This window comes from Nocardia sp. CA-129566, from assembly GCF_050956075.1.
Classification (GTDB): domain Bacteria; phylum Actinomycetota; class Actinomycetes; order Mycobacteriales; family Mycobacteriaceae; genus Nocardia.
In genome coordinates this window covers 1,515,877-1,541,516 of record NZ_CP192085.1, presented here as the reverse complement: position 1 = coordinate 1,541,516, position 25,640 = coordinate 1,515,877, and the positions used below count along the sequence as shown (strand labels likewise).

The following is a 25,640-nucleotide window of genomic DNA, read 5'->3' as shown; positions in this document are numbered from 1 at the left end:
GTGGCACCGCATTTCCGCGACTCGCCACGCTGGCAAACATGTTTGCCCCGAATTCGCTGTCATGTTATGAAGCAGGAGGTCGACAGCCATATCGGCCCCGATCACCGAGCCGATGGCGGGTTTCGTTTGCAGGTCCTGATTTGTGAGCGAAAGGAGCGTTGCGCTGTTCGCGAAGGGTTCGTCTGTTCGGCGATCGTTGATCCTGCCCGCTCTGCTCATCGGCGCATTCTCGGGCGTGATCACTGCGGCGCACGCCGACGACAGCTCCCCGGATGGCAGCACGCCACCGGCCGGGGCCAATGATTGGGACTGCCGACCGTCGGCGGCGCATCCGGAACCGGTGGTCCTGGTCCACGGCACCTGGGGTAATCAGAATTCCTGGGACGTGCTCGCACCGCAACTGAAAGCGCAAGGCTACTGCGTATTTTCGCTCAGCTACGGTCGCGCGGCCTCCAGTATCCGCGGTGCGGAACCGGGCGTATACGGCACCGAGGACATTCGCAGTTCGGCCCGGGAAGTCGGGGGATTCGTCGACCTGGTGCGCGCGGCGACCGGTGTACCGAAGGTGGATATCGTGGCGCATTCGCAGGGCGGTCCGCTGGTCCGGCAATTCCTGCGCTTCGAGGGCGGCGCGAACTATCGCGATCCCACGCAGAACAAGGTGGACCAGCTGATCACCATTGCGGCGACCAATCACGGCACCACCGCGGAGGGGCTCGGTTATCTACTACCGACCGGAAGCGCACAGGCGCCCGTCCTCGACCTCGTCACTCAATATCTCGGCACGGCCGCGCTACAACAACTGATCGACAGTGAATTCCTGCACAGCCTCAATGCCGGGGGCGATACCGAACCCGGCATCAGGTACACGGTGATCGCCAGCCATCTCGACCGGGTCGTCACCCCGCCCGAGGCCACCTTTCTCACCGCCGGTCTCGGTGCCACGGTCGACAATATCTGGGTGCAGGATCTGTGCCCGGACGATGACTTCAACCATGGCGCGCTGCCGGAATCGCCCACCGTTGGCTTTGTCGTGCAGAAAGCACTCGATCCGTCCTATACCGGACTCCCCTGCCCGGGCTGACGTGCGCGGATGGTGGTCGCCGACGCGGTTGCGTTAACGCTGTTATCGTCGATAGCGCCCATGGCGCCGGGTGGTGGGACCGGGCGCCGCACCGCATCCCGCGAGAAATGATCGTCCGTGAAATACATTCCCCGCATCGCCCTGTTCCTGCTGATTCCCGCCATTCTGTTCCTGCTGCCGTGGTGGACTTTGATCGGCGCAACGACCGAGGGCCCGCTCTTCTGGTCCGGCTCAGCGGTTTTCCTGGCCGGATACGTGTGCTTGCCCGCGTCGATGTTTCTGGGTCATGGACCGAACCAGTCGGATGCGGCGTCCATTGTGGGCGACACGGTGCTGGGCGTGATGTGGGTGCTGTTCAGCTGGTCGGTGCTCGGCAATATCGTCGGGCTCGGGATGGCGGTCGGCGGGGTGGACGATCCGGCCCGCTCCCGAATTGTGGGCCTTGGTGTTCTCGCGATCGCCGCCGCGCTGACGGTTTGGGGTGTGATCGAGGCGCGCCGCGTGCCGCGGGTTCGCACCCTCGATATCGCGATCCGTGGGCTCGGCCCCGCATTCGACGGACTGCGCATGGTGGTCATCACCGATACCCATTACGCCGCACTCGACCGATTGCGCTGGTCGGAGAAGGTGGTCGACGTCGTCAATGCCCAGCAGCCCGATATCGCCTGCCACGCGGGCGATCTCGCGGATGGTTCGGTGGCGAAGCGGCATCCGCAGGTCGACCCGCTCGGCAAGGTCGAGGCCCCGCTCGGCCGGTTCTACATCACCGGCAACCACGAATACTTCGGCGATGCGCCGGGCTGGATCGACCATATGACCTCGATCGGCTGGCAGCCGCTGCACAACCAGCACGAGACGATCACCCGCGGCGATGATCGACTGGTGCTGGCCGGTATCGACGATCCCACCGGCGTCGGCCTGCCCGGCCACGGCCCCGACCTGCCCGCCGCGCTCGCGGGCGCGGACCCGGACGCACCGGTCGTCCTGCTGGCCCACCAACCCAGGCAGGTCACCGAGGCCGCCGCCGCGGGTGTCGCCCTGCAGATCTCCGGCCACACCCACGGCGGCCAGATCTGGCCGTTCCACTATCTGGTCCGCCTCGAACAACCCGTCGTGGCCGGTCTGTCCCGGCACGGCGACACCCAGCTCTACACCAGCCGCGGTACCGGTTTCTGGGGGCCACAGCTGCGCGTCTTCGCACCGAGCGAAATCACCGTCCTCGTATTGCGCAGCGCCTGAACGGATTCGGCCGGTAGCAAAGGCAGCCCGATCCACAGTGGCGTTGCATGTGCACCGAAGCAATGCCCGAGGGCACGGTGCCGAACCCCCGCGCTGACCGCCGAGTTCGGATGCTCTGCACGACGACCCGCCTGAGGACTCCGAGCTCGGGTGTAGGGCTTCGTGCCGACTTCGGCGATGCCACATGCACCGACGACGATGTGCGACCCCACGGTCTCGAACCCCGCGCTGAGCAACCACGGCGCGCCGAGTTCGGATGCTCTGCACGACGACGCGTCTGCGGGCTCCGAGCTCGGGCCGGTGTAGGGCCTTGGTGCCGAGTTCGGCCGTATCCGGACACCGGGCACACGGCTCAGCGCGACGACCGAGCGGCAGCTTGACCATTACCCGGTGGGGGTATAGCTTCGCCGCAGGGGCGGTCGGAGCGATCGCCCGGACCTCCACCGAGACGAGGTTGCGGTGAACGCTATCGGGCATGCGCTGTCGCTGGCCGGGTCGATGACCTGGGAGATCCTCTGGGCGTTGATCCTCGGCTTCGCGCTCTCGGCCGTGGTGCAGGCGGTGGTGCGCAAGTCGACCATCCTGCGGCTGATGGGCGATGATCGTCCGCGCACCCTCGCCATCGCGGCCGGGCTGGGCGCGGCCTCGTCGTCGTGTTCGTATGCGGCGGTGGCGTTGGCGCGTTCACTGTTCCGCAAGGGCGCGAATTTCACCGCGGCGATGGCCTTCGAGATCGGCTCGACCAATCTCGTCATCGAACTCGGCGTCATCCTCGCGCTGCTGATGGGGTGGCAGTTCACCGCGGCCGAATTCGTCGGCGGTCCGATTATGATCGTGCTGCTCGCGGTGCTGTTCCGCCTCTTCGTGCGGTCCAAGCTGGTCGACGAGGCCCGTCGGCAAGCCGACCGCGGTCTCGCCGGATCGATGGAAGGCCATGCCGCCATGGATATGTCGGTGGCGGCCGACGGCTCCTTCGCACACCGGCTGCTGTCACGATCGGGGCTGACCGCGGTCGCACATGGATTCGTCATGGAATGGGCCGCGATTCTGCGCGACCTCGTTCTCGGTCTGCTCATCGCGGGTGCGATCGGCGCGTGGGTGCCGGAGACGTTCTGGCAGAATTTCTTCCTCACCGATCATCCACTGCTGTCGGCCATTTGGGGACCGATCGTCGGACCGCTGGTGGCAATCCTGTCGTTCGTCTGCTCGATCGGCAATGTGCCGCTGGCCGCGGTGCTGTGGAACGGCGGCATCAGCTTCGGCGGCGTGATCGCCTTCATCTACGCCGACCTGCTGATCCTGCCGATCCTGAATATCTACCGAAAGTACTACGGCACCCGAATGATGCTGACCCTGCTCGGCACCTTCTACGCCGCAATGGTCGGCGCGGGATACATGGTCGAAATACTTTTCGGCACCGCCGATCTCATTCCGAAGGAACGCAATGCCATGGTGATGGCGGAGGGAATCAGGTGGAACTACACCACCTGGCTCAATATCGCCTTCCTCATCCTCGCCGCACTGCTGGTCACGATTTTCCTCCGCACCGGCGGAATTCCGATGCTGCGCATGATGGGTGGTTCACCCGACGCCGAGCACGATCACACTCGGCAAGAGCACACCGGTCACGACCATGACCATGGATCACCGCACGTCGGAATGTAATCCGATCGCAGTAACCGAAACCAGACGCGTGACAGCGGCTTCCGCGGTAAGTTCGGCTGCGCCGCCGAGCGCGTGCAGACAATAGTTGGCCAATTCGTCGGCGGGGACGTCATCGCGGAGCTCACCCGCCTCGGCCCCCTCCTCGATCAGCTGCCGGATCATCCCGCGCAACTGCTCCTGCGCATTGGCGATCTGTTCGTCGGGATGCAGGAATCGCACCACTTCGCGGTCGTGGCTGTGGGTTTGCCAGGTGATGTGCGCGTAGGCGGTGAGTACGGCGACGAGGCGTTCGCCGACACTGCGGTCGCGGCTCGAGTTGGTCGCGTCGGTTGTGGTGGGCGCGTATTTCGGGTGCATGGGTGGCAGGCTGGCACTGGTTGTCGCGGCGGCCAGCTGCACCGATCAAGTGACCGTCCCTTGCTGAAAACATCAGGCTACCACTGCTTTTCAGTTATTGAATAGGTCTTCAGCAGAGCAGCGGTGGCCGCGCTGTAGGCAACGCTCGCTTCCAGCGGACGTAGCGTCGGATAGTTGGATCGATGGGTAACGATGACGCCATTGGGAAGGGTTACGTCCCGGTCCGGGATGGTAGCGACGCAATTGCCACCGGACTTGGCGACGAGATCGACGATCACCGTGCCGGGACGCAGTATGTCGAGTGCCGCGCCATCGAGCAGCAGCGGGCCGCGGTTTCCACGATGTACGGCGGCACAAACGATCAGGTCGGGCGGTTCGGCGGCGAGGTGCGCGAGCAGCCCGACCGGATTCGGTAGGAATGTCTTGGCACCGTGCTGGATTGCCAAAGACTCCTGATCGGGGCGATTGCCGATCGCGGTCGGCTCGTCGCCGTGCGCGACCGCCGCGGTGATGGCGGCGAGTCCGGCCTGGCCACAGCCGAGGATCAGGGCGCGCATCGCCCCGTGCGCCGAGCACAGCTGCCGGCCTTGCGCATAGGCGACCTCGCCGGCTATGCGGCTCATGGCGGAGAGGGCATCGATATCGGGGCGCGAGTGCGCAACGGTCTCATAGCCGATGGATTCGATGCCGCGGGTACGCAGTCCCGCGATCACATCGGAACGATGCAGCGGCTCCTGGAATCCGATCAGTGCGGTACCGGGGCGCACCGAATCCAGTGGATATGCGGGAGGTTTCACCCACACGACAATGTCGGAGCGCGCGAAAACCTCGGCACGCTCGGCTATCCGCGCACCGGACGCGCGGTAGTCCGCATCACTGAACCCGATCGACCGGCCCGCATCGCGCTCTACGATGACATCCACACTCGCGAGCCCGCGCACATCGTCGGGGATCAGCGCGACGCGTCGCTCATCGACGGCCGTCTCGCGCAGCACTCCGACAATCATTGTGCGGCAGCACTTTCCAGCATCGGCAGACCACTCTCGGCCAGCACTTTGGGATAGGTCAGGCCCTCCCCGATCTGCTGGATCAACTGCTCGAGCCGCTCGAAGAGCTCATCGACCAAATCGGCCGACTCGCGGCCCGGCGCCTTGCGCGGCGCCAGCACATTGAATCGCACGCCGAGTCGCTCGGATCCGGTCCGGTCCAATGCGACGGTGTCGATCCCGGCACCGGCGAGCAGCAGATCCTCCAGTTCCGCGCTGGTCGCGACACACGCCCGGTCGAGGAGCGCGTCGTCGAAGACCACGGTCAGGAACATGCCCTGCCGACTGCCCAGTGGCCGTATGACTTTCGCATCGAATCGAGCATTGATGGCGGCAATGCGGCCATGTGCTCGGTCGAGTTGTTCGAGCATGCGCACGCGATTGTGCGCGAAGTAGTCCGCTGGCGTGTGCTCGACGACGGCTCGCGCCAGATGCGTGGACTCGCGCTGGAAGGAAATGGTGAGCCGCTCCCGAACCTCGGCAAGCCATTCGGCATTGCCCGAGCACGCCGCGCCCAATTTGCACGGCCCGAAGGCGTTGTAGCCCTTCGAGTTCCCGGTGATGGTCAGCACCTGATCGTACAGCCGCCGCACACCATCGACGGTGGGGATCTGCAGTGCGGCGATCGGAATGTGCTGCGCCACCATGCAGTCGAAGGCCATATCGCAGATCACCGGCATGCCATGTGTCACCAGCACCCGGCCGATCGCCAGCAGTTCCTCGGCCGAATACTCGGTGAATACCGGATTTCCGGGCAGGGTGAGCAGCACCCCGCACAGTTCGCCGCGCTCGGCGAAGTAGTCGAGACAGGATGCCAGCAGCTCTGGATCGATCTTGAAGGAGTCGTCCGGTGCGACCGGGCACGCCTGCATCCGCAGACCGTACTTCTCCACGTGGATGCCCGAACTCTTGTACAGGCCTTCCGGATACACAATGACACCACCGGGACGAGCAAGCGTGGCGACCGCCTCCTCGAGCAGCATGGTGCTCGAGTACGCGCAGACGATGACCTCCTCCGGCGATACCCGCACGCCGGGCACCCCGGCGACCGGCTCGGACAACCGCCCGAACAGCTTGTGCGCCGCCAACTCGCGCAGTATCAGCGGTTGCCGCTTGTGATACAGCGTGCCGTCGGTGTACTCATCGGGCGGCTCGGTGTGCAGCAGCTCGCGCCAGGCCAGATCCAGTGCGGCGACGGCGCTTTCGGCCAATGCGAGACCGGTCTCGCCGTGATAGGCGTCGATGACATCCGAATACATCCGGTCGCCCGCACCCGCGAACTGTGGCCGTGCGCCCAGGTGTCGACGCACTTCCCGCTTACGCACCTCCGAGCGGTTGGTGCGGGCGGCGAGACTCGGCGCCGGGTGCTGCCATGGCAGCGAATCGACGGCAGCCTGCCGAGTCACGGCACCTCACCTTCGACGGGCGACTCCCCCGGCGCGGCCATCTCGCGCCAACTCTGTTCCAGCGCCGCGCGAAACAGCTTGCGGCAGTCGCCATCGGTCAGGCGTTCGAAACCGGCCAGCGCGGGTGCGGCCACAAGATCGTTGACGACGATGCCCGAACCGGCGAGTTTGAGTTCGTAGAGGCGCTCGAACCGGCGCACCGCGAACGCGACATCGTGCTTCAAGGCCGAGAACCGGGTCGCGACGCGCGCCTGTCGGGAATAGTCGTATTCACCTACGGCGACGTACTTTTCGTCCACCACGAGCATGCTCTGCGCATTGCGCGCGTGCTCGCGCTTGACCAGCACACTCTCCACTCCGGACCGCGCCTGTTTCCATAGCTTGTCGTCATAGGGCCATACGTCATCGATGGTGTCGAGGACATACATGCGTCTCACATCGATTCGGGGCGGATGTGTGTTGTCGGCCAGCCGCAGGATCGCGGCGTGATAGTCATCGCCGACGTCGCCGCCGATGGTGCCCAAGTCGGCGGTGTGGATCGCGCGAACGGACTGCTTGGCCTGTTCGAGGATCATCAACCAGTCGCTGACGGTATTCCATTCCCACACCGTCGCGCTGCGCGACGGGATCTGCGCCAGGATCTCCTCGGCCCGCTCCAACTGCCGATCCGCGATCATGCGCAGCGGTTCGATCTCCGCGCGCGCACCGGTCGCATCAATCAGGCTGCCCGCGATGCCGATTGCCCGCTCGACCAGTTCAGGGTCCTTGCCGAGCAGGACATTGAATCGCATGCGCAGATCGTGGTACGCGCCGCCAGCGAGATCGTCGGCGACACCGTCGGTGGTCGGCAATTCCCGGCCGAGCGCGAGGCTCAGACGTTCACGCAGCGGTAGCGGCGGCACCCGGGTGCCGTTCTCGATCTGCTGGATCAGACTGCGCGAACAACCCGCCTTGGCCGCGAGCGCGGCCTGGGTGAACCCACGTTCGGTGCGGAGCCGACGGACCAGATCTCCTACCTGCTCACCGTCCGGCCCTGAGCCAGCCATGCCGCGCCTCCATCCTGCGCTCGGATCCTAATGCTCACGATGTGTCATCCGCCGTCATCATAGTCACGTTACGATGCCGTCCGCCGATTCGAGCAGTGGATGTTTCCTGGATGATCGCTGAAAACCACACGCGCGGACGGATATTGCGCGTGGCAGCCCCGGTGTCGTCGGTGCAATTTCATCCGCACTGGCATGTCGCCACTCAACCTTGCCCGCATAGAACAGATTTCGGACATTCTTCACTCAATATGCTTGAATCTAAGCAATATTGATTGAAAGATATCATTGGATAGCATCTATGCTTAGTTGACATCCCGAAGTGGCGATCCATAGCATTGTTGTCAGCGCCACATCTGATTCGGAATCGCTTCCGGGACAGGTGGTTTCGATCGACCAAGGGAGGGGTCATGACGCTCGAACCGACCGACTGGTTGATCACCAGTGACATCACCCCCGAGACCGCCCACTACACCGGCGACGGCTGGATCCTCAGCTGGCTGCCGGGCCGACTGCTCACCCGTGAGCAGGCCATTACCGGCATGGTGCTCGACGAGACCCTGAGCGATCCGGATCCCGAGGATTACCTGCTGGCCATGGAAATCGCGGCCATGCGCGCCGCCGATCTCGGCCTCGAACTGGCCAAGGCGGTCGTGCTGCTGCACGCCCGCATCCTCGAACGCGACCGGCGTCGGTCCGGCGCCAACTGCCGCATCGCGGTACCGACCACACCGGCCGCGTAACGGCGGTTGGCGCCGCGGAGGGGTCGGCGCCGCCTGACGTCGCGCCGAAACAGGGTCCGGCGAGTACCACTCGCCGGACCCTGTTCTCATGCCCGGGAACGCCGAAATTATTCGGTTACACCCCGCCCCGGCGGCCGGCCAGGGCCGGTTCGGATCGGGTGTCGCCGAAGGTCTGCTTGAAGTCGGGGCACTCGACCAACGGTCGATGCGTGCAGGTGGCGGCGTGGCGGAGGCTGTCGCGCATGCGGGTGAGGCGGGCGATATCGGCGTCGAGCTCCATGGCCTTCGCGGCCATATAGCCGCGCAGCTCGGTGTCCGCGGGCGTCGCAACGAGAAATCGCGCGATCTGCGCGAGCGTGAAACCCGCTGCGCGAGCACAGGATACGAGCGCCAACCGGTCGAGCACTTCGGGCCGATAGGTGCGCCGCAAACCGTTTCGGCCCGCGGATTCGATGAGACCGCGCTTCTCGTAGTACCGCAGCGCCGATGCTGCCAATCCGGACCGCACGGCCACTTCCCCGATATCGAGCTCCATCGCATCTACTCCTTGACTTGAAGCGGACTTCAAGTCAGACGATAGACTCATGAGCGAAACAAAAGAAGAGCAAATCGCCTTGGACCCCCAGGTTCAGGCCTATTTGGACCGTCTCGCCCGCGCCGATTTCGGCTCGGTGCACACCTTCACCCCGGAGCAGGCGCGCGAAGGGTGGCGCCGGCAGATCGCCCTACTCGGCGAACCGGAACCCATCGCCCAGGTCGAGGACCGGACGATCCCGAGCGCGGACGGACCGATACCGATCCGCATCTACACCCCGGAGGGTGAGGGCCCCTTCCCGGCCTTGGTGTTCTTCCACGGCGGCGGCTTCATGCTCGGGGATCTGGACACCCACGACGGCCTGTGCCGCAGCCTGGCCAATGGCGCCGAATGCGTCGTGGTCTCCGTCGACTATCCACGGGCGCCCGAACACAAGTTTCCCGCGGCACCCGATGCCTGCTTCAGCGCAACCCAGTGGGTCGCCGAACAGGCCGCGAGCATCTGCGTCGATGCCACCCGGATCGCCGTCGGCGGCGATAGCGCCGGGGGAAATCTGGCGGCCGTCGTCGCGCGGATGGCACGCGACAGCGGTCCGGCGCTGGTCTTCCAACTGCTGATCTACCCCGATCTCGACTTCCGCAGAACGAATTTCAGCATCCGCGAGTACGCGGGCAAGTACGGCAATATCAGTCGCGATGCCCAGTCGTGGTTCATGGACAACTACCTGAACAGCGATGCGGAGAAACTCGACCCGAAGGTCTCCCCCCTGCTGGCCACCGACCTGGCCGACCTTCCCGCGGCACTCATCATCACTGCCGAATACGACGCGCTGCGCGATGAGGGCGAACAGTACGGTGAGCGGCTCGACGAGGCCGGAGTCCCGGTCACCGTCACTCGCTATCCGGGGATGATCCACGAATTCGTCCGGCACCCCTTCGATGCCAGTCAGCGAGCACGACTCGATGCCGCGACCGCGCTGCGCAAGGCATTCACTCGGTAGCGCATTGCGTCATGGGGTGCTGTCACGGTTCGATTGCGCTCGCGAAAGGACAATGGGCATCCGCCACGACAGACGGACCGGATTGTCGGCCGCGCGACGCACGAGCAGCCATTGGCCGACAGCCGCCATGGTCGAACCGAGCGAGGTCAATACCGCGAGAAATCCCCAGTGCGTGAGTCCGGCGGATGCGTAGTTGGAGGTACCGGTGCCCGGGATGACGAGCTTGCCCCTACCGGTAGCCCAGTTGACTATCTGTCCGATGCTGCCGCCCAGGTCATAGGTCCGACCGGTCATGGCCTTGAGTTCGGCGCCTTTGCTATTGAGGTAGATCAGACAGAGGATCACGAAAAGCGCGGCACACGCCAGTGAAAACGTCGTCAGGCGGGCGAGAGTCTCGGTGCGAAGGCGGATGTTCAGCACGATGGCGCAGAGCGCGATGATGATGGCGGCGCTGGCGAGGATGGCCCAAAGCCCGGTGAGCGGCGGGGTTTTGGGCTTCGCTTGCGACCAGACGTTCAGGTAGTTGGTGGTTATTTCGAGCCGGCCGAAGGCGTTGGCGGCGACCGTGCCGTCGGGCCCCTGTGCGGTGATCCACGACTGGAACAGCAGGATCAGGGTCGCCGTGCTGCCGATCGCGGCAACTATGTAGCCCCAATAACATCGGAACGGTCTCAGCTGCGCCCGGAGCTCGGCCAGCTCCGCGGCGCGGCTTTGCATCGGTCGCACCGGAGCGGTCGCGCGTCGAGATGCGATGGCTCTGGAGGAGTTCGGCTGCTCCATGAGCTCAGCTTAGGTGTCGCAGAACACAGAGACTCGGCGCGAACTCACCTCCAGTGGGAACCTCGGTCGGTGGTGACCACCGCCGTTCGACTACGGCATCGGAGTCATCGATGCGATCGTTGGCACCTGGCAGGCGTCGGTGACCCGCCGACTGGGAACAGATCCAGTAGCCGAGGTGTTGCCAAACCCGGGGGTTCGAACGAGAGCGAGGATGACCGTGCGGGTCGAGATCTGGACCGATATCAACTGCCCCTTCTGCTACCTGGGCAAGCAGCGGTTCGAGCAGGCCTTGGCCGACTTCCCGCACCGCGCCGAGGTCGAGGTGGTGCACCGCTCGTTCGAATTGGATCCGACCCTGCCCGCCGATGAATCCGGTCCGGTCATCGCGAAGATCGCCCGCAAATACGGCATCAGCGAGGCGCAGGCGGCGGCCAATGAGCGCGGCATCGGCGCGCAGGCCGCCGCGATCGGACTGCCCTATCTGACCGAGGGCCGCGACTACGGCAACTCCTTCGATATGCACCGGCTACTGCACTTCGCGCTGGCCGAGGGCAGGCAGGACGACCTGCTCGACGCCCTCTACCGTGCGAATTTCGCCGAAGAGCAGCCGCTGTTCGCCGATCACGAGCGCCTGGTACGGATCGCCGTCGCGGCCGGATTCGACGAATCGGCGGTGCGCGCCGTGCTCGCGGACCCGCATGCCTACGCCGATGCGGTGCGCGCCGACGAGCGGGAGGTCGCACAACTCGGGGCGACCGGCGTTCCGTTCTTCGTCTTCGATCGCAAATACGGCGTTTCGGGTGCCCAGCCGTCCGAGGTGTTCACCCAAGTGCTGGATAAGGCCTGGGCGGATCGCGAACCCGCTATCGCGACGATCGGCGGGGCCGAGGTCTGCGGTCCGGACGGATGTGCGCTGCCCGCGCGCAATTGAGCTGCGGGACAGCGCTATTCACTCGGTTTGTCCGTGGTCGAGGGCGCGATGGGCCCGAGGCGCACGACACCCGCGTCGAGGTCGATCTCGACGCGCGGCCGATGCGTCTGACCATCGCTGTCCTCGCTCCCCTCATCGGTCAGCTTCTGACCCGGGAACAGTTCACCGATAACGCCCACGTCTCCACGATAGTCCGCGCCATGATTCGCGCCATCCCACGGCGACCGTGAGCGACGTGCGGCCGAGGTGAGGCCCCCTACACTGGGCCGCATGCCTGTGCAACGGATGCTCGCCCTGTCCGCGTTCGCCCTGCTCACGCCCCTCGCAGCGGTGGCGTGCTCGGCCTCGGGGCCCGGCTACAAGTCCGCGTGCGAGGTCAGCGGTTGCACGGTCACCTTCACCCGCGGGGTCAATGCCAAGGCCAATGTGCTCGGCATCGATGCCGAACTCGTTGCGGTGAACGGCAATACGGTCACGCTGAAGGTGGGCGGCCAGGAGGTGAGCATCCCGGCCGGGCAGACCCGATCCGCCGACGGTCTCGGCGCGACGGTGCAGGAGATCACCAATGACGAGGTCGTGGTCCGGCTCACCACCGGTGTCAACGCCAACTGATCCGGTATCAGCCCTGAGCGACGACGTCGCCGATCGCCATGTCGAGGATGGACAGGCCGAGAGCGAGTTCGTCCTCGGTGGCGGTAAGTGGCGGGGCGATGCGGAAGACGCCGCCCATGCCGGGGAGCTGGACGATATTCATATGCAGGCCGAGTTCCAGGCAGCGGCGGGTGACGAGCGCGCCGAGTTCATCGGAGCCCTCCTTGGTTTCGCGATCCAGGACGAGTTCCAGTCCGACGAGTAGCCCGCGCCCCCTGATATCGCCGACGACGCTGTGCCGCTGGCCGATTCGCTCGAGACCATCCCGCAGGTAGGCACCGAGTGCGGCGGCACGCTCGGTGAGACCGTCGCGGATGAGCACATCCAGCACCGTATTGCCGACCGCGGCGACCAGCGGGTCCGATACATGGGTGGTGAAGAAGAGGAAGCCACGCTCGTGTGCCCGCCGCTCGATTTCGGCGCTGGTGACCACCGCCGCGAGCGGCAGCCCCGCGCCGAGTGTCTTGGACAGGGTGAGGATGTCGGGCACGACGCCGTCGCGCTCGAACGCGTACCAGGATCCGGTGCGGCACAGGCCGGTCTGCGCCTCGTCGAGGATGAGCAGCATGCCGCGTTCGCGACACTTGTCCCGCAGCGCGGCGAAGTAGCCCGGCGGCGGTTCTACGACGCCGCCGGAGCTGAGGATCGGCTCGACCAGGCAGGCGGCCAGGCTGCCGACCGACTGGGCATCGATCAGGTCGAAGGCGAAATCGAGTTGGCGACGCCAGTCGAATTCGCCATCGGCCGTGGTGAAGTCGGGGCGATAGGAATTGGGTACCGGGATGGCGAAATTGCCCGGTGCGGCGGGACCGTAGCCCTTGCGGCCCGCGCTGTAGGTGGCACTGGCGGCCGCCTGGGTCATCCCGTGCCAGGAGCGGGCGAACGAGACGATCTCGTGTTTTCCGGTGACCAGCTTGGCCATTCGGATCGCGGCCTCATTCGACTCGGCCCCGGTGGTCAGCAGCAGCACCTTCGCGAGCGGTTCGGGCAGGGTCTCGGCCAAGCGGCGGGCGAGGTCGACGACCGGGCGGCTGAGCATGCCGCTGAACAGATGGTCCAGCTCACCGATCTGGCGGCGCACGGTGGCAACGATATCCGGATGTCCGTGTCCGAGAATCGCACTCATCTGACCCGAGGTGAAATCCAGTATCTCCCTGCCGCTTTCGGTGTACAGGAAGCTGCCCTCGGCACGGGCGATGATCTCGCGGGTGAACTCGCCCGCACCCGCGTAGCGCACGAGATGGCGGTCGGCGTCGGCCCAGAAGTCGTCGGTGGACAGTGATGCGGAGGTGGGAGCAGCCATATCTGCGACGGTAAGGCGGGTCCGAGCATCACGTCCATCTCGCAATTCCGGCTGTGCTGTTCGGCTGAGCCGCACAACAATGGAGACATGCTGAACCCCTGGCGTCTGCGCCTGCTCAGCCAACTCGACTCACTTGGCACCGTCCGCGCGGTCGCGCAGGCGGCCAACCTCAGCGCGTCCAGCGTGTCGCAGCAACTCGCCGTGCTCGAGGCCGAAACCAAGACCCGGCTGCTGGAACGCACGGGCCGCCGGGTCCGGCTCACCCCCGCCGGGCTGATGCTGGCCCGCCGCGCCAGGGCGATTCTCGATCAAATGGACGGCGTCGAGGCCGAACTGCGCAGCCTCGGTGACGAACCGGTCGGACAGGTCCGGCTCGGCGCGTTCCAGAGCGCCATCCACTCGCTGTGTGTGCCCGCGGTGACACAGCTGGCACATACCCATCCGCACCTCGATATCGAACTGGTCGAGCTGGAACCGCACGCGAGCATGCCGGCGCTGCGGGTCGGTGATGCCGACATCATCATTACGACAACCGATTTCGTCGAACATCCGCTCGGTGCGGATGTCGATATCGTGCCGCTGGCCACCGACCCGATCGTGCTCGTGCTGCCACCCGGCCGGGCCGCCCGCGGCCCCGCCGACCTCGCCGCCTACGCCGACGAGCCGTGGGCCTTCGATATGCCGAAGTCCTATATGGCGAACCTGGCGACGCGGCTCTGCCGCGAATCCGGTTTCGAACCGCGCGTGGTCTGCCGCTTCAGCAACTACATGATGACCCTGCAACATGTCGAAGCCGGACTCTCGATCGCCCTGCTGCCCGGTTTGGCCGTCGACCCGCGCTATCGCGTCACGACCCGGGAACTCGCCACCCCCGTCACCCGCACGATCACCGCCGTCATCCGCCGCGGCGCACCCCCGCGCGCCGCCGTCAACCTCGTGCTCGACGCCCTGCGCCGCTTCCGTGACCTCCCGATCGCGGACTCGCGTCTCGGGGACAGTCGCCGGATCCTCGCGCCAGCAACGCGATCGCATGCCGGGCCCGGGTGAGCACATCCTCGACGAGGTCTGGCCGAACCCTCTCACAGGCCCATGAACAGGTAGACGGCGTTCATTCGGCCGTCGTTCCCACCGCAACGCCGCCGAGTCGTGGTTGGCCACCGCCCCGACCACGTCACGCTGCGCGCCGTCGGGGCGGCCGCGGGGGTGTCCAGAACCGCGCCCTACCGCCAGCGCGCGCGGCCATCGGCGTCGGCGATCACTACCTCGACGGCCTGGGCGAACATTCGCACGAGCCGAGAACCGTCGAGGGCAGAACGGTCATGCCGCGATTGATCGCGCTGACCCCGCAGAGTCTCGCCCCGCACTGAATTTTCGACCTCGGTTCGATCGGCACAGCAAACATTTCGACGCCCGATCGCGATTATCAATGCACAAGCCGCACCGACCAGGCGAGAGCAGCTGATGATCCCCGAACGACCGCAGGCCGACTACGCACCGGACGCCGACCGCGCTTCAGCACCGAGCATCGATCCGATGCCCGGTCCGGTCTCGATGCGCGCTCACGTCGCCGAACTCGTCGAACGCAAACGCGCCGCCGTCATCGGACCCGATCCGGCGGCCACCGAACGCCAGCACGCGCGCGGTAAGCAGACCGCCCACGAGCGGATCGCGATGCTGCTCGATCCGGGTTCCTTCGTCGAGATCGAGGGCCTGCGCACGCACCAGGCCACCGGCTTCGGCATGGACCGCAAACACCCACCCGGTGACGGTGTCGTCACCGGGTGGGGCACCGTCGAGGGACGCCAGGTCTTCGTCTACGCGCACGACTTCCGGATCTTCGGCGGATCACTCGGCGAGGCGCACGCGCACAAGATCCACAAGGTGATGGATCTGGCCGCCACGGCGGGCGCGCCGCTGGTCAGCCTCAATGACGGTGCGGGCGCGCGCATCCAGGAGGGGGTAACGGCGCTGGCCGGATACGGCGGTATCTTCCGGCGCAATACCCGCGCGTCCGGCGTCATCCCGCAGATCAGTGTGATGCTCGGACCGTGTGCGGGCGGCGCCGCCTACAGTCCGGCGCTGACCGATTTCGTCTTCATGGTGCGCGGCACCGCCCAGATGTTCATCACCGGCCCCGAGGTGGTGACCGCGGTGACCGGCGAGACCATCACGATGGAGGGCCTCGGCGGTGCCGATGTGCACGCGCAGACCTCCGGGGTCGCGCATTTCCTGTACGACGACGAGGCGAACTGCCTGCACGACGTGCGATTCCTGTTATCGCTGCTGCCGTCGAACAATCGCGAACAGCCACCGGTGCACGCCAGTAGCGACCCCGCCGACCGGCGCAGCGAATCGCTCTACGACCTGGTGCCGACCGATAGCAACCGGCCCTACGACATGCGCGCGGTGATCGAGGAAATCGTCGATGACGGCGTGCTGTTCGAGGTGCACGAGCATTGGGCGGCCAATATCGTCTGCGCGCTGGCGCGTTTGGACGGACGGGTGGTCGGGATCGTGGCCAACCAGCCCAGCGTCCTGGCCGGTGTGCTCGATATCGAAGCATCGGAGAAGGCGGCCCGATTCGTGCAACTGTGCGATGCGTTCAATATCCCGATCGTCACGCTGGTGGACGTGCCCGGCTTCCTGCCCGGCGTCGCACAGGAACACGAGGGCATCATCCGGCACGGCGCGAAATTGTTGTACGCCTACTGCAATGCCACCGTCACCCGGATCTCGGTGGTGCTGCGCAAGGCGTACGGCGGCGCGTACATCGTCATGGACTCGCGCTCGATCGGCGCCGACCTGGCACTGGCCTGGCCGACCAACGAGATCGCGGTCATGGGCGCCGAGGGCGCGGCGAATGTCATTTTCCGGCGCGAGATCGCCGCCGCCGACGATCCCGACGCCGCCCGCCGCCAGAAGATCAAGGAATACCGCACCGAACTGATCCATCCGTACTACGCGGCCGAACGCGGTCTCGTCGACGACGTCATCGACCCCGCCGATACCCGCCCCGCACTGATCGCCGCACTGGCCGTGCTCACCAGCAAGCACGCCGATCTCCCGATGCGCAAGCACGGCAATCCACCCCAGTAGGAGCAGCCCGGATGACCACCTTCCTGAAGATCGAGCGCGGCAACCCGACCGATGAGGAACTCGCCGCACTCACCACCGTCCTGCTGTCCGTCATCGCCGAAGCCAGCCGCCCCACCCCTGCGCCCGGCCCGGCATCGGTGCAGTGGCTACGCCCCGAACGCCGCCCCGCCTTCGTGGTCCCGCACAGCTGGGCCGCCTAGTCACGGAATGTTGCCAGCCGATAGCCGTGCAGGCTATCCCCGTTTGCTGATCAGAATGTCGGAGTAGCGCAATCGCCGCACCCATCACCTTCCGGCACCGAAAGCTATTAACACCGAAGGGTATTCGACCGTCCGGTGTCGAAAACTGCTGATTCCGAATCACATTCACGTTGAGCGAGGCGTTGGATACCGAAAGGTATTGATACCGAGGGGTATTCTTAGCGGCGTATCCGGGGGAAATACACCCATCGCCCAAATTTGCGCGGAATTCACCTTCCGTCACCCGTCCACACTGTGTAGCGTCGGGTTCGCTGGAATCCCCGAATGATAGGCCGGGCCGCGGTGATCGGAATCGACGACTGCTTGAAACGCATCATGGACATTCCCGGTGCGCGCAGCGTGACGATGGTGGACGGGGCAAGCGGTCTGGCGATCGCCGCGGCGGGCAGGCACGACCTCGTCGACGAACACGAGGACGCCGCGACCACCACCGACGTGGTCCGCGCCGTACTCGGCTGCCCGGCACTGGCGACCGGCCGCGATGACGACCTCACCGAGATCATCGCCTGCGGCACCCGCGGCTATCACCTGTTGAATCTGGTGAACGGCGACTTCGACGGTCGGCTTTTCGTCCATGTGCTATTCGATGACGACACCGGAAATCTGGCCATCGCGAGATTCCGGCTCCGCGCAATTCTCGCCGAATTGGCGGAGGGCGCACATGGGCGTTGACGTCGCGGCCGAGCTGCGGCGATTGGAAAAGGAAAGAAGTACCGGGGTGCTGTGCGTGGGCGACGGCGCATTTCATCTCGCGAATGGTGCGATAACCGCCGCCGACTGTCTGCGTACAACGAATCTGGACCTGCTTGTTGTCGCGGCGGGGGTGGCGACCACGGAGGAACTGCGAAGGGCCGCGGCCGGGGATCCACACGGTGTGCTGACCCGGACGCGGCTGGAAACCCTGGCATTGCTGTCGGTCTTCGACGCCGCCTACTTCCTGCTCGCCACACCCGTCGTTCCCGAATTCCGACCGGCGCCGCCGCACTGGCTGGCCCCGGTCTGCCATATCCCGCCGCGGATACTGCTGCACGAATGCGCGCGGCGGGGTGATCCGGAGGCCGAACCATGGCCCGCCGATCTGGTCGACCGCGCTCCCGTGGTGCCGGTGCGACGGGTCCGCCGCCGACGCGTCGCACTCACCGGCGGCCAGACCGAGGTGCTCGCCGCCGCCGATGGTCGGCGCAGCGTGGCCGGGATCGCTCGCGACCTCGGCCGCACCAGCTATGGCGCGCTGGTGGCGGTGCGCGAGCTGACCGCGGCGGGGCTGATCGAGCCGCCCGACCTGGCGCCGGTCCCGGCCGGATGGTCCGAACCGATATCGCATGCGGCGACCGCCGTCGCGGTCACCGGGCCGCGGCAGTTCCTGCCGCGCCGGGTGCGCCAGCCGGTATCGGCTCCGGCCACGGCCCCGGCACCCGACAGCTGGGAGCCCGTCGACCGCGACCTGCTCATCCGTCTGCGTGCGGCGTTGGAGGAGCTTGCGTGAGCGCGCGGAAGAAACTGCTCAGCGAACTGATGGGAAGGTTTACGAAGGTGGCGATGACCGGACCGGAACCGAATGCGGTGGTGCTGGCGGAGCTGAAGGCGCTACGCGATCGCCTGCCTCGCGTGACCGGCTCACTGGTCGCCTCCAGCGACGGACTGCTCATCGCGCACGATCTGCCACCCGATATCGAGCCGACCAGAATGGCCGCGCTGGCGTCGGCGCAGCTGTCGCTGTCGTATCAGCTGGCCGCCACCGCACACGGCGGCGGATTCCATGAGGTCGTGGTGCACGGCTCCGGCGGACACGTGGTGATCTACGCCGCGGGCTGGTCCTCGCTGATGGTGCTCGCCGGACCCGAGGTGAATGTCGGCCGCCTGCATCTGGAGTCGCGCCCGGTGGCCCGCGCCATCGCCGATCACCTGACCGCTACCGACTCCGGAAAAGACCGGACCCAGAAAACCGATCGAAAGGAACGAATATGACAAATATGGATCTGGCGCTGAAGGACATGATGGGAATCGATGGCGCGATCGGCGCCGCCGTCGTCGATTACGGCAGCGGCATGGCGCTCGGCATGCTCGGTAGTTCCAAGAGCCTGGACCTGCAGATCGCCGCGGCGGGTAATACCGAGGTCGTGCGGGCCAAGCTGCGGACCATCGAGCAACTCCAGCTCAAGGACGATATCGAGGATGTTCTGATCACGCTGAGCGGCCAGTACCACATCATTCGGCCGATGACCGGCCGAAAGTCCAAGGGCCTTTTCCTCTATGTCGCACTGGACCGCGGCCGGGCGAACCTCGCGTTGGCGCGACACCGCCTCAAGGGCATCGAAGAGGATCTCGAGGTGTGACGTTGCCGCACACCACCTTTCACGGGCGGGCGGCGCGGGCATCTGCCGCGCCGCCCCCGCGTCCGGGCGAATCGCGTTGCGGGCTAGAGCTTTCCGCCGCCGCCGATCATCCAGGGATTGAAGGTGCATGCCAGATTCGGCGCGGCATCCGGGTCCAGTGCGTGCAACGCGATCGAGGCCGACCGCGGCGAATACATGATCGTCAGATGGTCGGACATATCCTGGACGCAGCCATCCTGGAGCGTGATGTTGTGCACCGTGGCATCCGGACCGGGCTGCAGGAAGGTCCACTCGTAGGGGTTCGACACCTCATCGTGGCTAGTGCCGACGGCCGTGTATTCGATGCCGGGAACGGTGTCACCGTATTCGTTGAGCGTGGCGTAGAACCGTGAACCCACGGCCTGCTGAATATTGGCGACACCGACGATCGGTTCGTAGAAACCGAGAATGTTCACGCCGAGATCGGTGATCAACCGGCCCAGTGTCGCCATTCCCATCAGGGAGGTGCCGTGATTGGTGGCGCCGAAGCTGATCACCTTGCCGACCTTGTCCGCACCGCCCTCGAATTTGAGATACCGGCTCGATACCGGTCCGCCCTGGGAATGCGCCACGATATCGACCCGATCCGAACCGGTGGCGGTACGCACGCGATCGATGAATTCGCCCAATTGCCGCGCGGAATCCTCCATCGGCCCGACGCCGTAGCGGCCCGGCAGTATCGGACCGATGCCGCCGCCCTCCAGCAGATTCGAGCGACCGTAGTTGAAAGCGAAGACGCAGTATCCGGCCCGCGCGAGTTGCGGCGACAGGTAGGCGAAGGTGTCATAGGCGTTGAGCCAGGTGCCGTGCACTAGTACGACCGGCCGCGGATGTGCGGCGGACGGGGTGCAGTCGGCCCGGTTCGCACCGGGTGGGGCGGCATCCGGATGAGTCAGGCCGTAGCCGAATGCCGCCAGATAGGCGGATACTTCGGGGCCTTCGCCGACGGCGGCGGTGGCGTGGCTGCGCGCGGCGGATCCGGAGCTGCTGCCGGTATCGACGATCGCCTTCGGCTGGTCGCCATTGGCCGCGGGCCGCAAGCCCGCGTCGAGGTAGTCGGTGAGTTCCTGCTGGGTGAACTGCGGAGCCGAATCCGCGGCCGATACGCCGACATCGAAATTCATGGCGAGCGCGACAATGCCCGAAACAATGGCTGTCACGAGCACTCTTCGGCCAATTCTGTGCTTCATTGCAAAACCTTTCCTGCCGCTCCGTGATCAAATCGTAATAAAGCGGCCAATTCATCATCACTGCCCGATCTGTCGATGTCACTGCGCTCTCGGAACAAGAACACGGTCGACAGACTGTCGTGGAAAACTATAAATAAAAGGGATTCGGGCAGCGCCAAAAGATTTCGCGATCGCAAAAATAACGAACGGTCGAACCGCTCGGCACATATTGAATTGTGTGTCGCCGGGAAATTCTCACCTCATCGCGGTTGGACGTAAAGCGCCCAACGGTCCTCAGCCGAAGCGCTTTTTGAGCTCTCGCTTGAGGACCTTATGGCTGGGACCGAGCGGAAGTTCGGTGACGAATTCGACGCGCCGCGGGTACTTGTGCTTGGCCAAATGCGCACGCCCGTAGGCGATCACCGCTTCGGCGGTCACCGTCCGCGCGGGCACGACGACCGCGCAGACCTCTTCGCCATAGGTGTCATCCGGCAGACCGATGACCGCGACCGCGGCAATATCCGGATGCCGCAGCAGCGCCTCTTCGACCTCGGTCGGGTACACATTGAAGCCGCCGCGGATGATCATGTCCTTGATCCGGTCGACGATCGTCAGATAGCCGTCGGCATCCTTGATCCCCAGGTCACCGGTGCGAAACCAGCCGTCGACCACGGCGGCGGCCGTGGCCTGCGGCTTCCCGAGATACCCATTGAAGAGGTTGTGGCCGCGAATGACCACCTCGCCGAGTTCACCGGTGGGCAGCAGCGCAATCCGTTGCGATTCGGACGGATCGGCGATTTCCACCTCGACACCCCAGACCGAATGTCCGACCGTACCCGGCCGCGCACCGAAATCGGGCTGGTTCACCGCCGCCGTCGGCGAGGTCTCCGACAGTCCATAGCCTTCCAGGATCGGCGCACCGAAGACCTCCTCGAACGCCTCCAGCACCGGCTGCGGCAGCGATGCGCCACCCGAGATGCACAGCCGCAGTCGCGGCGGTTGCGCCAACTCGCGAGCCGCGGCGATCAGGCCGACATACATCGTCGGCACGCCGTGAAATGTATTGACGCCCTTGTCCTTCATCAACCGTATCGCCGCGGCCGCGTCGAATCGGGGCAGCAGCACGAGGGCCGCTCCGGCACGCCAGGTGGCGTTCATCGAGACCGTCTGACCGAAGACGTGGAACAGCGGCAGCGCGCCGAGCGCGACATCATCGCTGCGCACGTCGTTGGCGTCGAAGGCATTCACCGTCGCGTTCATCACCATATTCAGGTGACTCAGCTCGGCCCCCTTCGGCCGACCGGTTGTCCCACTCGTATAGAACACCACCGCCGGATCGTCGGGCCGCCGCGCCACGAAGGTCGCAATGGGTTGTCCGGCAAGGGAATTCGGTTCGACACAAGGTATCGGCACCGCCCCCGCCGCGGTCGCGCCCACCTCCGCGAACCACGGATGGCACACCAGCAGGCGAGCATCGCTGTCGCGCAGCACATGTTCGGCCTCACCCGCCGTCAGCAGCAGATGCACCGGAACCACCACCGCCCCGGCGGCGAGAATCGCGTAGTAGGCAGCCGGAAAGTCGGCGGTATTGGGGCACATGAGCGCCACGCGGTCGCCGGGGCGCACGCCGAGCTCGATCAGGGCCGCGGCCTGACGCCGCGCCCGTTCCCACAGCTCGGCGAAGGTGATCCGCGCCGTGCCCTCGATCAGCGCGATCCGGTCCGGTCGCCGTCTCGCTTGTTCGGCCAGGATGCTCGCCAGGGACAGTGTCGCGTTCATAACGCTCGCCCGGTGAATCTCGTCATCGCTCTCCAAAAAACTAGCAGCGCAAGTTTCAACCAACCGTAGGGCACTGAAACTAGCGGCGCAAGTTTTTGGTGGCCCCTGGAAGAATGCGAGCACCGAGAGGAGGCGATCCATGGCCCGACCCCGCCGACCACTGCTCAGCCACGAGCGCATCGTCGAGACCGCGCTGGCCCTTGTCGACGCGGAAGGACTGGCGGCCGTTTCGACCCGCCGCCTCGCCGCCGAACTCGGCGTACAGGGGCCCTCGCTGTACAACCATGTCGGCACCAAGGACGAACTCATCGATGCTGTGGTCGATTCCGTACTCGGCGAGGTGGACACGTCGATGTTCGGCGAGCTGTCGGCCGACAATCCGGACTGGCGATCGGCCTTGCGACGCTGGGCCCATTCGTATCGCAACGCCGTTGCCGCGCATCCGCACATCGTCCCGGCACTGGCGAGCGGACCCGGCCATCGGCCCAATGCGCTGCGCATGGCCGATGCCGTCTTCGGCGGCCTGGTGGCGGCGAACTGGCCGCGCCGGGAGGCGACAACCGTCGGCACGCTGATGCGCTACTTCCTCACCGGCTCCTCCCTCGGCTCATTCGCCGCCGGCTTCCCCGCCGACGCTGGGGTGTACGCCGACGAATATCCACACCTGAACGAGGCGCACCTGCTCGCCGATCGGCAGCGGCGCATCGATCGGGTCGCATTCGAGGTCGGTCTCGAATCGCTATTGGACGGACTCGAGGGCCGATACCAGTTACTACTCAGTAGTCAGTAGCGGAATCCCTTGCCGGAGCTGTTGATCGGGTCACAACCGGTGCGCCGAGGCCGTAGTGGCCAGCGCCGCACCGGCTCGCTTTACGCGGTCGCACAACGACCACGAAAACGCCTACGAGAGAGCGCGATTCACCGCAACCATGCGACCGATCGGCGCTCGGACCGGGGCTTTTGCTGCCGAGTTCGCGCCGTTGTCTGTGCATGGGATCACGTTGCTCCTTCAGAGCTCAGGGGCATAACGTAACGTCCCGTTAACAGGACGATGTCGTCCTGACCAATTCCTTTATTCGGTCCCGCAGGAGGACATGCCCCGCAGTGCCCGCTCCCTCGATCAGGAAGCGGCGCAGCAGGTGTGGTTAGAAATGGCATACGCAACGCCTTGGCAAGTCAATGAAGTTCAGCTCGGCCGGTCCGAGAACGGTGGCTACCGCATTCGCGAACTGACCGCGCAACGTTTCGATCTACGATCCGACTGGGGCTACCTGTGCGCAGCGGGCCTGAGTCTGCTCACCTTCCTACTACTGTTCCAGCCCTGGGTTTCGGCAACGGGACCGAACGGCACGGTCAGCGCCAATGCCTTCGGCCGCATCGACGGTTTCACCAGCAGCAGTTGGCAATCGGGCGAGCCGGACGCGGTGAGCATCAGCGGCGCCTGGGCCGTCCTCACCACCATGGCGGTCGCTGGCACGGTCTTTTCGGTCGTGCTGTACTTCCGGGTGCGCAGCCGGGCGCTGTCCCGCCTGGTCATGGTCACCAGCGGTGCGGCCGCGCTTCTTGTGCTCATCACCCTGCTGTACCTCAACAGCAAGGCGCCCGAACTGCGCGCCCTTACCGAATCCGCCACTCACGCCGGACTTTTCAGCTGGCTCTTCGGCAATGACATGACCTCGAACCTCGGGATGGGTGAGCATCGAATCGCCAGTGCCGGAATCGATACCGGCGCGACGCTCAGTGCCTTCTCCGCATTCGGCGCCGCGCTGGCCGCCGCTGCCATGGGACTGCGCAAACAGCCGATCAGCGCACTGCGCGTGATCGCGACGCAGCGGCCGTATCGCGCGAAGATCGCTGCCTGACAACCCGACTCGGGTCGACCATCACTTGACGGTCGTATTCACCCAGTCGACAACAGCCCGCTGATAGGCAGCGGTATTCGGTGCGAGATTCACCGAATGTCCGCTGCCGGGCAGTACGAAGGTGTGCAACTTCGCGGCCGGGGCGAAGAACGGCGTCTCCGCGGCCAGCAGGGTGGCCGCGTCTTGGCAGATCGAATACGCGGGGCCGCAAGACAATCGGTCCACACTGCCATTGGCGATCATGACGGGCGCCTTGATGAAACTGGACATCCCCGGCAGCGTGGAGGTCAGGCCGTCCGGATATTCGCTGAGCGAGAAGACTTCCTTGGTCCGCTCGTCCAGCTCGACCACCTTGGGGTCGGCATCCGGGCCGAAGAAGTCCTTGGCCCGGGTGCCGGGCCGGGTCGTGAGATAGCCTGAATCCAGTGCGCGACCAGCGAATATGGGATCGTTGATGGCCTGGTAATAGGTGGCGATGACGCCGAGCACCTCGGGGATATTGAGGGTGTGCGAATAGCCGGTGAGCAGTACGCCGTCGACATCGTTGTGCGCGGTCGCCTCGATGACGGAGGTGCCCGAGGTCAGCGAGTGGCCGACGGTGACGACCTTGCCGAAGGGCTGTGCGCCGGCGAATCCGCGCCGCAGCGACTGGACGATCTCGTGCAGGGCGTCCGCGGTGGCGGTGGCGGTCAGTGTCATGGCCGGGGGGTGACTGCTGTCACCATTGCCGAGCCGGTCCATGGTCAGCGTCGCGAAACCGGCTCGGTTCATTGCCCGCCGGAAGCTGTAGGTCTCCGGCTGGTAGGCGAAGTCCCAATAGGTGGCGTTGTAGTTGGAGCCCGACATCAGCACCATCACGACATCGGTCGGCTGTTGCGGCAGGCACAGCGTCCCGGCCAGATTGCCCTGCGGCACCGGGAACGAGACGGCCTGGCAACTGTCCGGCGCCGCGGTATCGTCGGCATGGGCTACCCCCGGCGCGAGGCAGAGCAGTGCTGCGGCCGCGAATGCGGCAATGGACCGAACCGAGCTTCGCACGGGACGCGCTCCCTTTTGCTGAAATGTGAAAATCGCCAGGCTGGCATCCTGATCAGTCGTTCAGTTAGGCAGGCTATAGCGCGAGTTCGTCGCCGCGCAAGAATTGCTGCAGGCGTCATGGAAAATGGCGGCTTGCACTCCCGATTCCATTGCGGCACAGGATCGGAAAGCGATCGCACCGCCAACACATCCAGTACCCGTGCGTCGAGCGGCGGGCACCCGAGTTCGGCCGGGCTGGCATAACGGTATTCGCTGTCGGCATCGGGCATGGCGTTGGC

27 protein-coding genes are annotated in these 25,640 nt (G+C 65.5%); 16 read left to right on the top strand and 11 right to left on the bottom strand.

The window, feature by feature from the left end:
* The first annotated feature begins 142 nt into the window (after positions 1–142).
* The 3 genes from ACQP0C_RS06970 to ACQP0C_RS06960 all read left to right on the top strand — a co-directional run bounded on the left by ACQP0C_RS06970 (position 143) and on the right by ACQP0C_RS06960 (position 3,988).
* Positions 143–1,084: an esterase/lipase family protein gene (locus tag ACQP0C_RS06970; RefSeq protein WP_433731673.1), complete on the top strand. Its 942-nt coding sequence runs from the start codon at positions 143–145 to the stop codon at positions 1,082–1,084.
* Between the two features lie 117 nt (positions 1,085–1,201).
* Positions 1,202–2,323, top strand: coding sequence for a metallophosphoesterase (locus ACQP0C_RS06965; protein ID WP_433731671.1), 1,122 nt, complete (start codon positions 1,202–1,204; stop codon positions 2,321–2,323).
* A gap of 459 nt (positions 2,324–2,782) precedes the next feature.
* On the top strand, positions 2,783–3,988 hold the full coding sequence (locus ACQP0C_RS06960; protein ID WP_433731669.1) for a permease: 1,206 nt from the start codon (positions 2,783–2,785) through the stop codon (positions 3,986–3,988).
* Here the strand turns inward: ACQP0C_RS06960 and ACQP0C_RS06955 are convergent.
* The 4 genes from ACQP0C_RS06955 to ACQP0C_RS06940 all read right to left on the bottom strand — a co-directional run bounded on the left by ACQP0C_RS06955 (position 3,968) and on the right by ACQP0C_RS06940 (position 7,843).
* Entirely contained in the window at positions 3,968–4,345 is a 378-nt protein-coding gene (locus ACQP0C_RS06955) for a hypothetical protein (RefSeq protein ID WP_433731667.1), read from the bottom strand. The two genes, ACQP0C_RS06960 and ACQP0C_RS06955, sit on opposite strands and share 21 nt — an antisense overlap.
* 77 nt (positions 4,346–4,422) lie before the next feature.
* Positions 4,423–5,352: a hypothetical protein gene (locus tag ACQP0C_RS06950; protein ID WP_433731665.1), complete on the bottom strand. Its 930-nt coding sequence runs from the start codon at positions 5,350–5,352 to the stop codon at positions 4,423–4,425.
* On the bottom strand, positions 5,349–6,797 hold the full coding sequence (locus ACQP0C_RS06945; protein WP_433731663.1) for a pyridoxal phosphate-dependent aminotransferase: 1,449 nt from the start codon (positions 6,795–6,797) through the stop codon (positions 5,349–5,351). Before ACQP0C_RS06945 ends, ACQP0C_RS06950 begins: the two co-directional genes overlap by 4 nt.
* Complete coding sequence (locus ACQP0C_RS06940; RefSeq protein ID WP_433731660.1) at positions 6,794–7,843, bottom strand: helix-turn-helix domain-containing protein; 1,050 nt, start codon at positions 7,841–7,843, stop codon at positions 6,794–6,796. Before ACQP0C_RS06940 ends, ACQP0C_RS06945 begins: the two co-directional genes overlap by 4 nt.
* Positions 7,844–8,250: 407 nt before the next feature.
* Between ACQP0C_RS06940 and ACQP0C_RS06935 the strand changes: the two genes are divergently transcribed.
* A complete protein-coding gene (locus tag ACQP0C_RS06935; protein WP_433731657.1) occupies positions 8,251–8,583 on the top strand; it encodes a hypothetical protein in 333 nt (110 codons plus the stop codon).
* A gap of 115 nt (positions 8,584–8,698) precedes the next feature.
* On the opposite strand, the gene ACQP0C_RS06930 is transcribed toward ACQP0C_RS06935, so the two are convergent.
* On the bottom strand, positions 8,699–9,118 hold the full coding sequence (locus ACQP0C_RS06930) for a MerR family transcriptional regulator (protein ID WP_433731655.1): 420 nt from the start codon (positions 9,116–9,118) through the stop codon (positions 8,699–8,701).
* Positions 9,119–9,167: 49 nt separating this feature from the next.
* On the opposite strand from ACQP0C_RS06930, the gene ACQP0C_RS06925 reads away from it, so the two are divergent.
* Positions 9,168–10,118: an alpha/beta hydrolase gene (locus ACQP0C_RS06925; protein ID WP_433731653.1), complete on the top strand. Its 951-nt coding sequence runs from the start codon at positions 9,168–9,170 to the stop codon at positions 10,116–10,118.
* Between the two features lie 9 nt (positions 10,119–10,127).
* On the opposite strand, the gene ACQP0C_RS06920 is transcribed toward ACQP0C_RS06925, so the two are convergent.
* Positions 10,128–10,898, bottom strand: a complete 771-nt coding sequence (locus ACQP0C_RS06920) for a hypothetical protein (protein ID WP_433731651.1) — start codon at positions 10,896–10,898, stop codon at positions 10,128–10,130.
* Positions 10,899–11,109: 211 nt separating this feature from the next.
* Here ACQP0C_RS06920 and ACQP0C_RS06915 point away from each other — a divergent pair, with 211 nt between their 5' ends.
* Positions 11,110–11,829 (top strand): DsbA family oxidoreductase, encoded by a 720-nt coding sequence (locus ACQP0C_RS06915; protein ID WP_433731649.1) that lies wholly within the window; start codon positions 11,110–11,112, stop codon positions 11,827–11,829.
* Between the two features lie 14 nt (positions 11,830–11,843).
* On the opposite strand, the gene ACQP0C_RS06910 is transcribed toward ACQP0C_RS06915, so the two are convergent.
* Positions 11,844–12,008, bottom strand: coding sequence for a hypothetical protein (locus tag ACQP0C_RS06910; protein WP_433731647.1), 165 nt, complete (start codon positions 12,006–12,008; stop codon positions 11,844–11,846).
* Between the two features lie 91 nt (positions 12,009–12,099).
* Here ACQP0C_RS06910 and ACQP0C_RS06905 point away from each other — a divergent pair, with 91 nt between their 5' ends.
* Complete coding sequence (locus ACQP0C_RS06905; protein ID WP_433731645.1) at positions 12,100–12,441, top strand: hypothetical protein; 342 nt, start codon at positions 12,100–12,102, stop codon at positions 12,439–12,441.
* 7 nt (positions 12,442–12,448) lie between these two features.
* On the opposite strand, the gene ACQP0C_RS06900 is transcribed toward ACQP0C_RS06905, so the two are convergent.
* On the bottom strand, positions 12,449–13,783 hold the full coding sequence (locus tag ACQP0C_RS06900; RefSeq protein ID WP_433731643.1) for an aspartate aminotransferase family protein: 1,335 nt from the start codon (positions 13,781–13,783) through the stop codon (positions 12,449–12,451).
* 87 nt (positions 13,784–13,870) lie between these two features.
* Between ACQP0C_RS06900 and ACQP0C_RS06895 the strand changes: the two genes are divergently transcribed.
* From ACQP0C_RS06895 to ACQP0C_RS06865, 7 genes are all read left to right on the top strand, one after another.
* On the top strand, positions 13,871–14,830 hold the full coding sequence (locus ACQP0C_RS06895) for a LysR family transcriptional regulator (protein WP_433731641.1): 960 nt from the start codon (positions 13,871–13,873) through the stop codon (positions 14,828–14,830).
* Positions 14,831–15,244: 414 nt separating this feature from the next.
* Positions 15,245–16,879, top strand: coding sequence for an acyl-CoA carboxylase subunit beta (locus tag ACQP0C_RS06890; RefSeq protein ID WP_433731639.1), 1,635 nt, complete (start codon positions 15,245–15,247; stop codon positions 16,877–16,879).
* Between the two features lie 11 nt (positions 16,880–16,890).
* Positions 16,891–17,079: an acyl-CoA carboxylase subunit epsilon gene (locus ACQP0C_RS06885; protein WP_433731637.1), complete on the top strand. Its 189-nt coding sequence runs from the start codon at positions 16,891–16,893 to the stop codon at positions 17,077–17,079.
* A gap of 324 nt (positions 17,080–17,403) precedes the next feature.
* The gene (locus ACQP0C_RS06880) at positions 17,404–17,811 is read left to right on the top strand and encodes a hypothetical protein (RefSeq protein ID WP_433731635.1); all 408 of its coding nucleotides are present in this window, start codon (positions 17,404–17,406) and stop codon (positions 17,809–17,811) included.
* On the top strand, positions 17,801–18,625 hold the full coding sequence (locus ACQP0C_RS06875; RefSeq protein WP_433731633.1) for a hypothetical protein: 825 nt from the start codon (positions 17,801–17,803) through the stop codon (positions 18,623–18,625). The genes ACQP0C_RS06880 and ACQP0C_RS06875 overlap by 11 nt, the downstream gene beginning before the upstream one ends.
* Positions 18,622–19,107, top strand: coding sequence for a roadblock/LC7 domain-containing protein (locus tag ACQP0C_RS06870; protein WP_433731631.1), 486 nt, complete (start codon positions 18,622–18,624; stop codon positions 19,105–19,107). Before ACQP0C_RS06875 ends, ACQP0C_RS06870 begins: the two co-directional genes overlap by 4 nt.
* Positions 19,104–19,475 (top strand): hypothetical protein, encoded by a 372-nt coding sequence (locus tag ACQP0C_RS06865; RefSeq protein ID WP_433731628.1) that lies wholly within the window; start codon positions 19,104–19,106, stop codon positions 19,473–19,475. The genes ACQP0C_RS06870 and ACQP0C_RS06865 overlap by 4 nt, the downstream gene beginning before the upstream one ends.
* A gap of 83 nt (positions 19,476–19,558) precedes the next feature.
* Here the strand turns inward: ACQP0C_RS06865 and ACQP0C_RS06860 are convergent, their stop codons facing one another.
* Positions 19,559–20,704, bottom strand: coding sequence for an esterase/lipase family protein (locus ACQP0C_RS06860; RefSeq protein ID WP_433731625.1), 1,146 nt, complete (start codon positions 20,702–20,704; stop codon positions 19,559–19,561).
* A 273-nt stretch (positions 20,705–20,977) separates the two neighbouring features.
* On the bottom strand, positions 20,978–22,462 hold the full coding sequence (locus ACQP0C_RS06855) for a long-chain-fatty-acid--CoA ligase (RefSeq protein ID WP_433731623.1): 1,485 nt from the start codon (positions 22,460–22,462) through the stop codon (positions 20,978–20,980).
* Between the two features lie 139 nt (positions 22,463–22,601).
* Here ACQP0C_RS06855 and ACQP0C_RS06850 point away from each other — a divergent pair, with 139 nt between their 5' ends.
* Positions 22,602–23,252 (top strand): TetR/AcrR family transcriptional regulator, encoded by a 651-nt coding sequence (locus tag ACQP0C_RS06850; RefSeq protein ID WP_433731621.1) that lies wholly within the window; start codon positions 22,602–22,604, stop codon positions 23,250–23,252.
* A 361-nt stretch (positions 23,253–23,613) separates the two neighbouring features.
* Positions 23,614–24,324, top strand: a complete 711-nt coding sequence (locus ACQP0C_RS06845) for a hypothetical protein (RefSeq protein ID WP_433731619.1) — start codon at positions 23,614–23,616, stop codon at positions 24,322–24,324.
* Positions 24,325–24,345: 21 nt separating this feature from the next.
* Here the strand turns inward: ACQP0C_RS06845 and ACQP0C_RS06840 are convergent, their stop codons facing one another.
* A complete protein-coding gene (locus tag ACQP0C_RS06840) occupies positions 24,346–25,362 on the bottom strand; it encodes an alpha/beta hydrolase (protein ID WP_433731616.1) in 1,017 nt (338 codons plus the stop codon).
* Between the last annotated feature and the right edge of the window lie 278 nt (positions 25,363–25,640).

Coding starts and splice junctions, on each gene's coding strand:
- ACQP0C_RS06850 (WP_433731621.1), top strand. CDS start 22,602: ATGGCCCGACCCCGCCGACCACTGCTCAGCCACGAGCGCATCGTCGAG.
- ACQP0C_RS06900 (WP_433731643.1), bottom strand. CDS start 13,783: ATGGCTGCTCCCACCTCCGCATCACTGTCCACCGACGACTTCTGGGCC.
- ACQP0C_RS06855 (WP_433731623.1), bottom strand. CDS start 22,462: ATGAACGCGACACTGTCCCTGGCGAGCATCCTGGCCGAACAAGCGAGA.
- ACQP0C_RS06885 (WP_433731637.1), top strand. CDS start 16,891: ATGACCACCTTCCTGAAGATCGAGCGCGGCAACCCGACCGATGAGGAA.
- ACQP0C_RS06845 (WP_433731619.1), top strand. CDS start 23,614: ATGGCATACGCAACGCCTTGGCAAGTCAATGAAGTTCAGCTCGGCCGG.
- ACQP0C_RS06955 (WP_433731667.1), bottom strand. CDS start 4,345: ATGCACCCGAAATACGCGCCCACCACAACCGACGCGACCAACTCGAGC.
- ACQP0C_RS06895 (WP_433731641.1), top strand. CDS start 13,871: ATGCTGAACCCCTGGCGTCTGCGCCTGCTCAGCCAACTCGACTCACTT.
- ACQP0C_RS06865 (WP_433731628.1), top strand. CDS start 19,104: ATGACAAATATGGATCTGGCGCTGAAGGACATGATGGGAATCGATGGC.
- ACQP0C_RS06920 (WP_433731651.1), bottom strand. CDS start 10,898: ATGGAGCAGCCGAACTCCTCCAGAGCCATCGCATCTCGACGCGCGACC.
- ACQP0C_RS06925 (WP_433731653.1), top strand. CDS start 9,168: ATGAGCGAAACAAAAGAAGAGCAAATCGCCTTGGACCCCCAGGTTCAG.
- ACQP0C_RS06940 (WP_433731660.1), bottom strand. CDS start 7,843: ATGGCTGGCTCAGGGCCGGACGGTGAGCAGGTAGGAGATCTGGTCCGT.
- ACQP0C_RS06915 (WP_433731649.1), top strand. CDS start 11,110: ATGACCGTGCGGGTCGAGATCTGGACCGATATCAACTGCCCCTTCTGC.
- ACQP0C_RS06935 (WP_433731657.1), top strand. CDS start 8,251: ATGACGCTCGAACCGACCGACTGGTTGATCACCAGTGACATCACCCCC.
- ACQP0C_RS06930 (WP_433731655.1), bottom strand. CDS start 9,118: ATGGAGCTCGATATCGGGGAAGTGGCCGTGCGGTCCGGATTGGCAGCA.
- ACQP0C_RS06950 (WP_433731665.1), bottom strand. CDS start 5,352: ATGATTGTCGGAGTGCTGCGCGAGACGGCCGTCGATGAGCGACGCGTC.
- ACQP0C_RS06880 (WP_433731635.1), top strand. CDS start 17,404: ATGATAGGCCGGGCCGCGGTGATCGGAATCGACGACTGCTTGAAACGC.
- ACQP0C_RS06890 (WP_433731639.1), top strand. CDS start 15,245: ATGATCCCCGAACGACCGCAGGCCGACTACGCACCGGACGCCGACCGC.
- ACQP0C_RS06860 (WP_433731625.1), bottom strand. CDS start 20,704: ATGAAGCACAGAATTGGCCGAAGAGTGCTCGTGACAGCCATTGTTTCG.
- ACQP0C_RS06875 (WP_433731633.1), top strand. CDS start 17,801: ATGGGCGTTGACGTCGCGGCCGAGCTGCGGCGATTGGAAAAGGAAAGA.
- ACQP0C_RS06905 (WP_433731645.1), top strand. CDS start 12,100: ATGCCTGTGCAACGGATGCTCGCCCTGTCCGCGTTCGCCCTGCTCACG.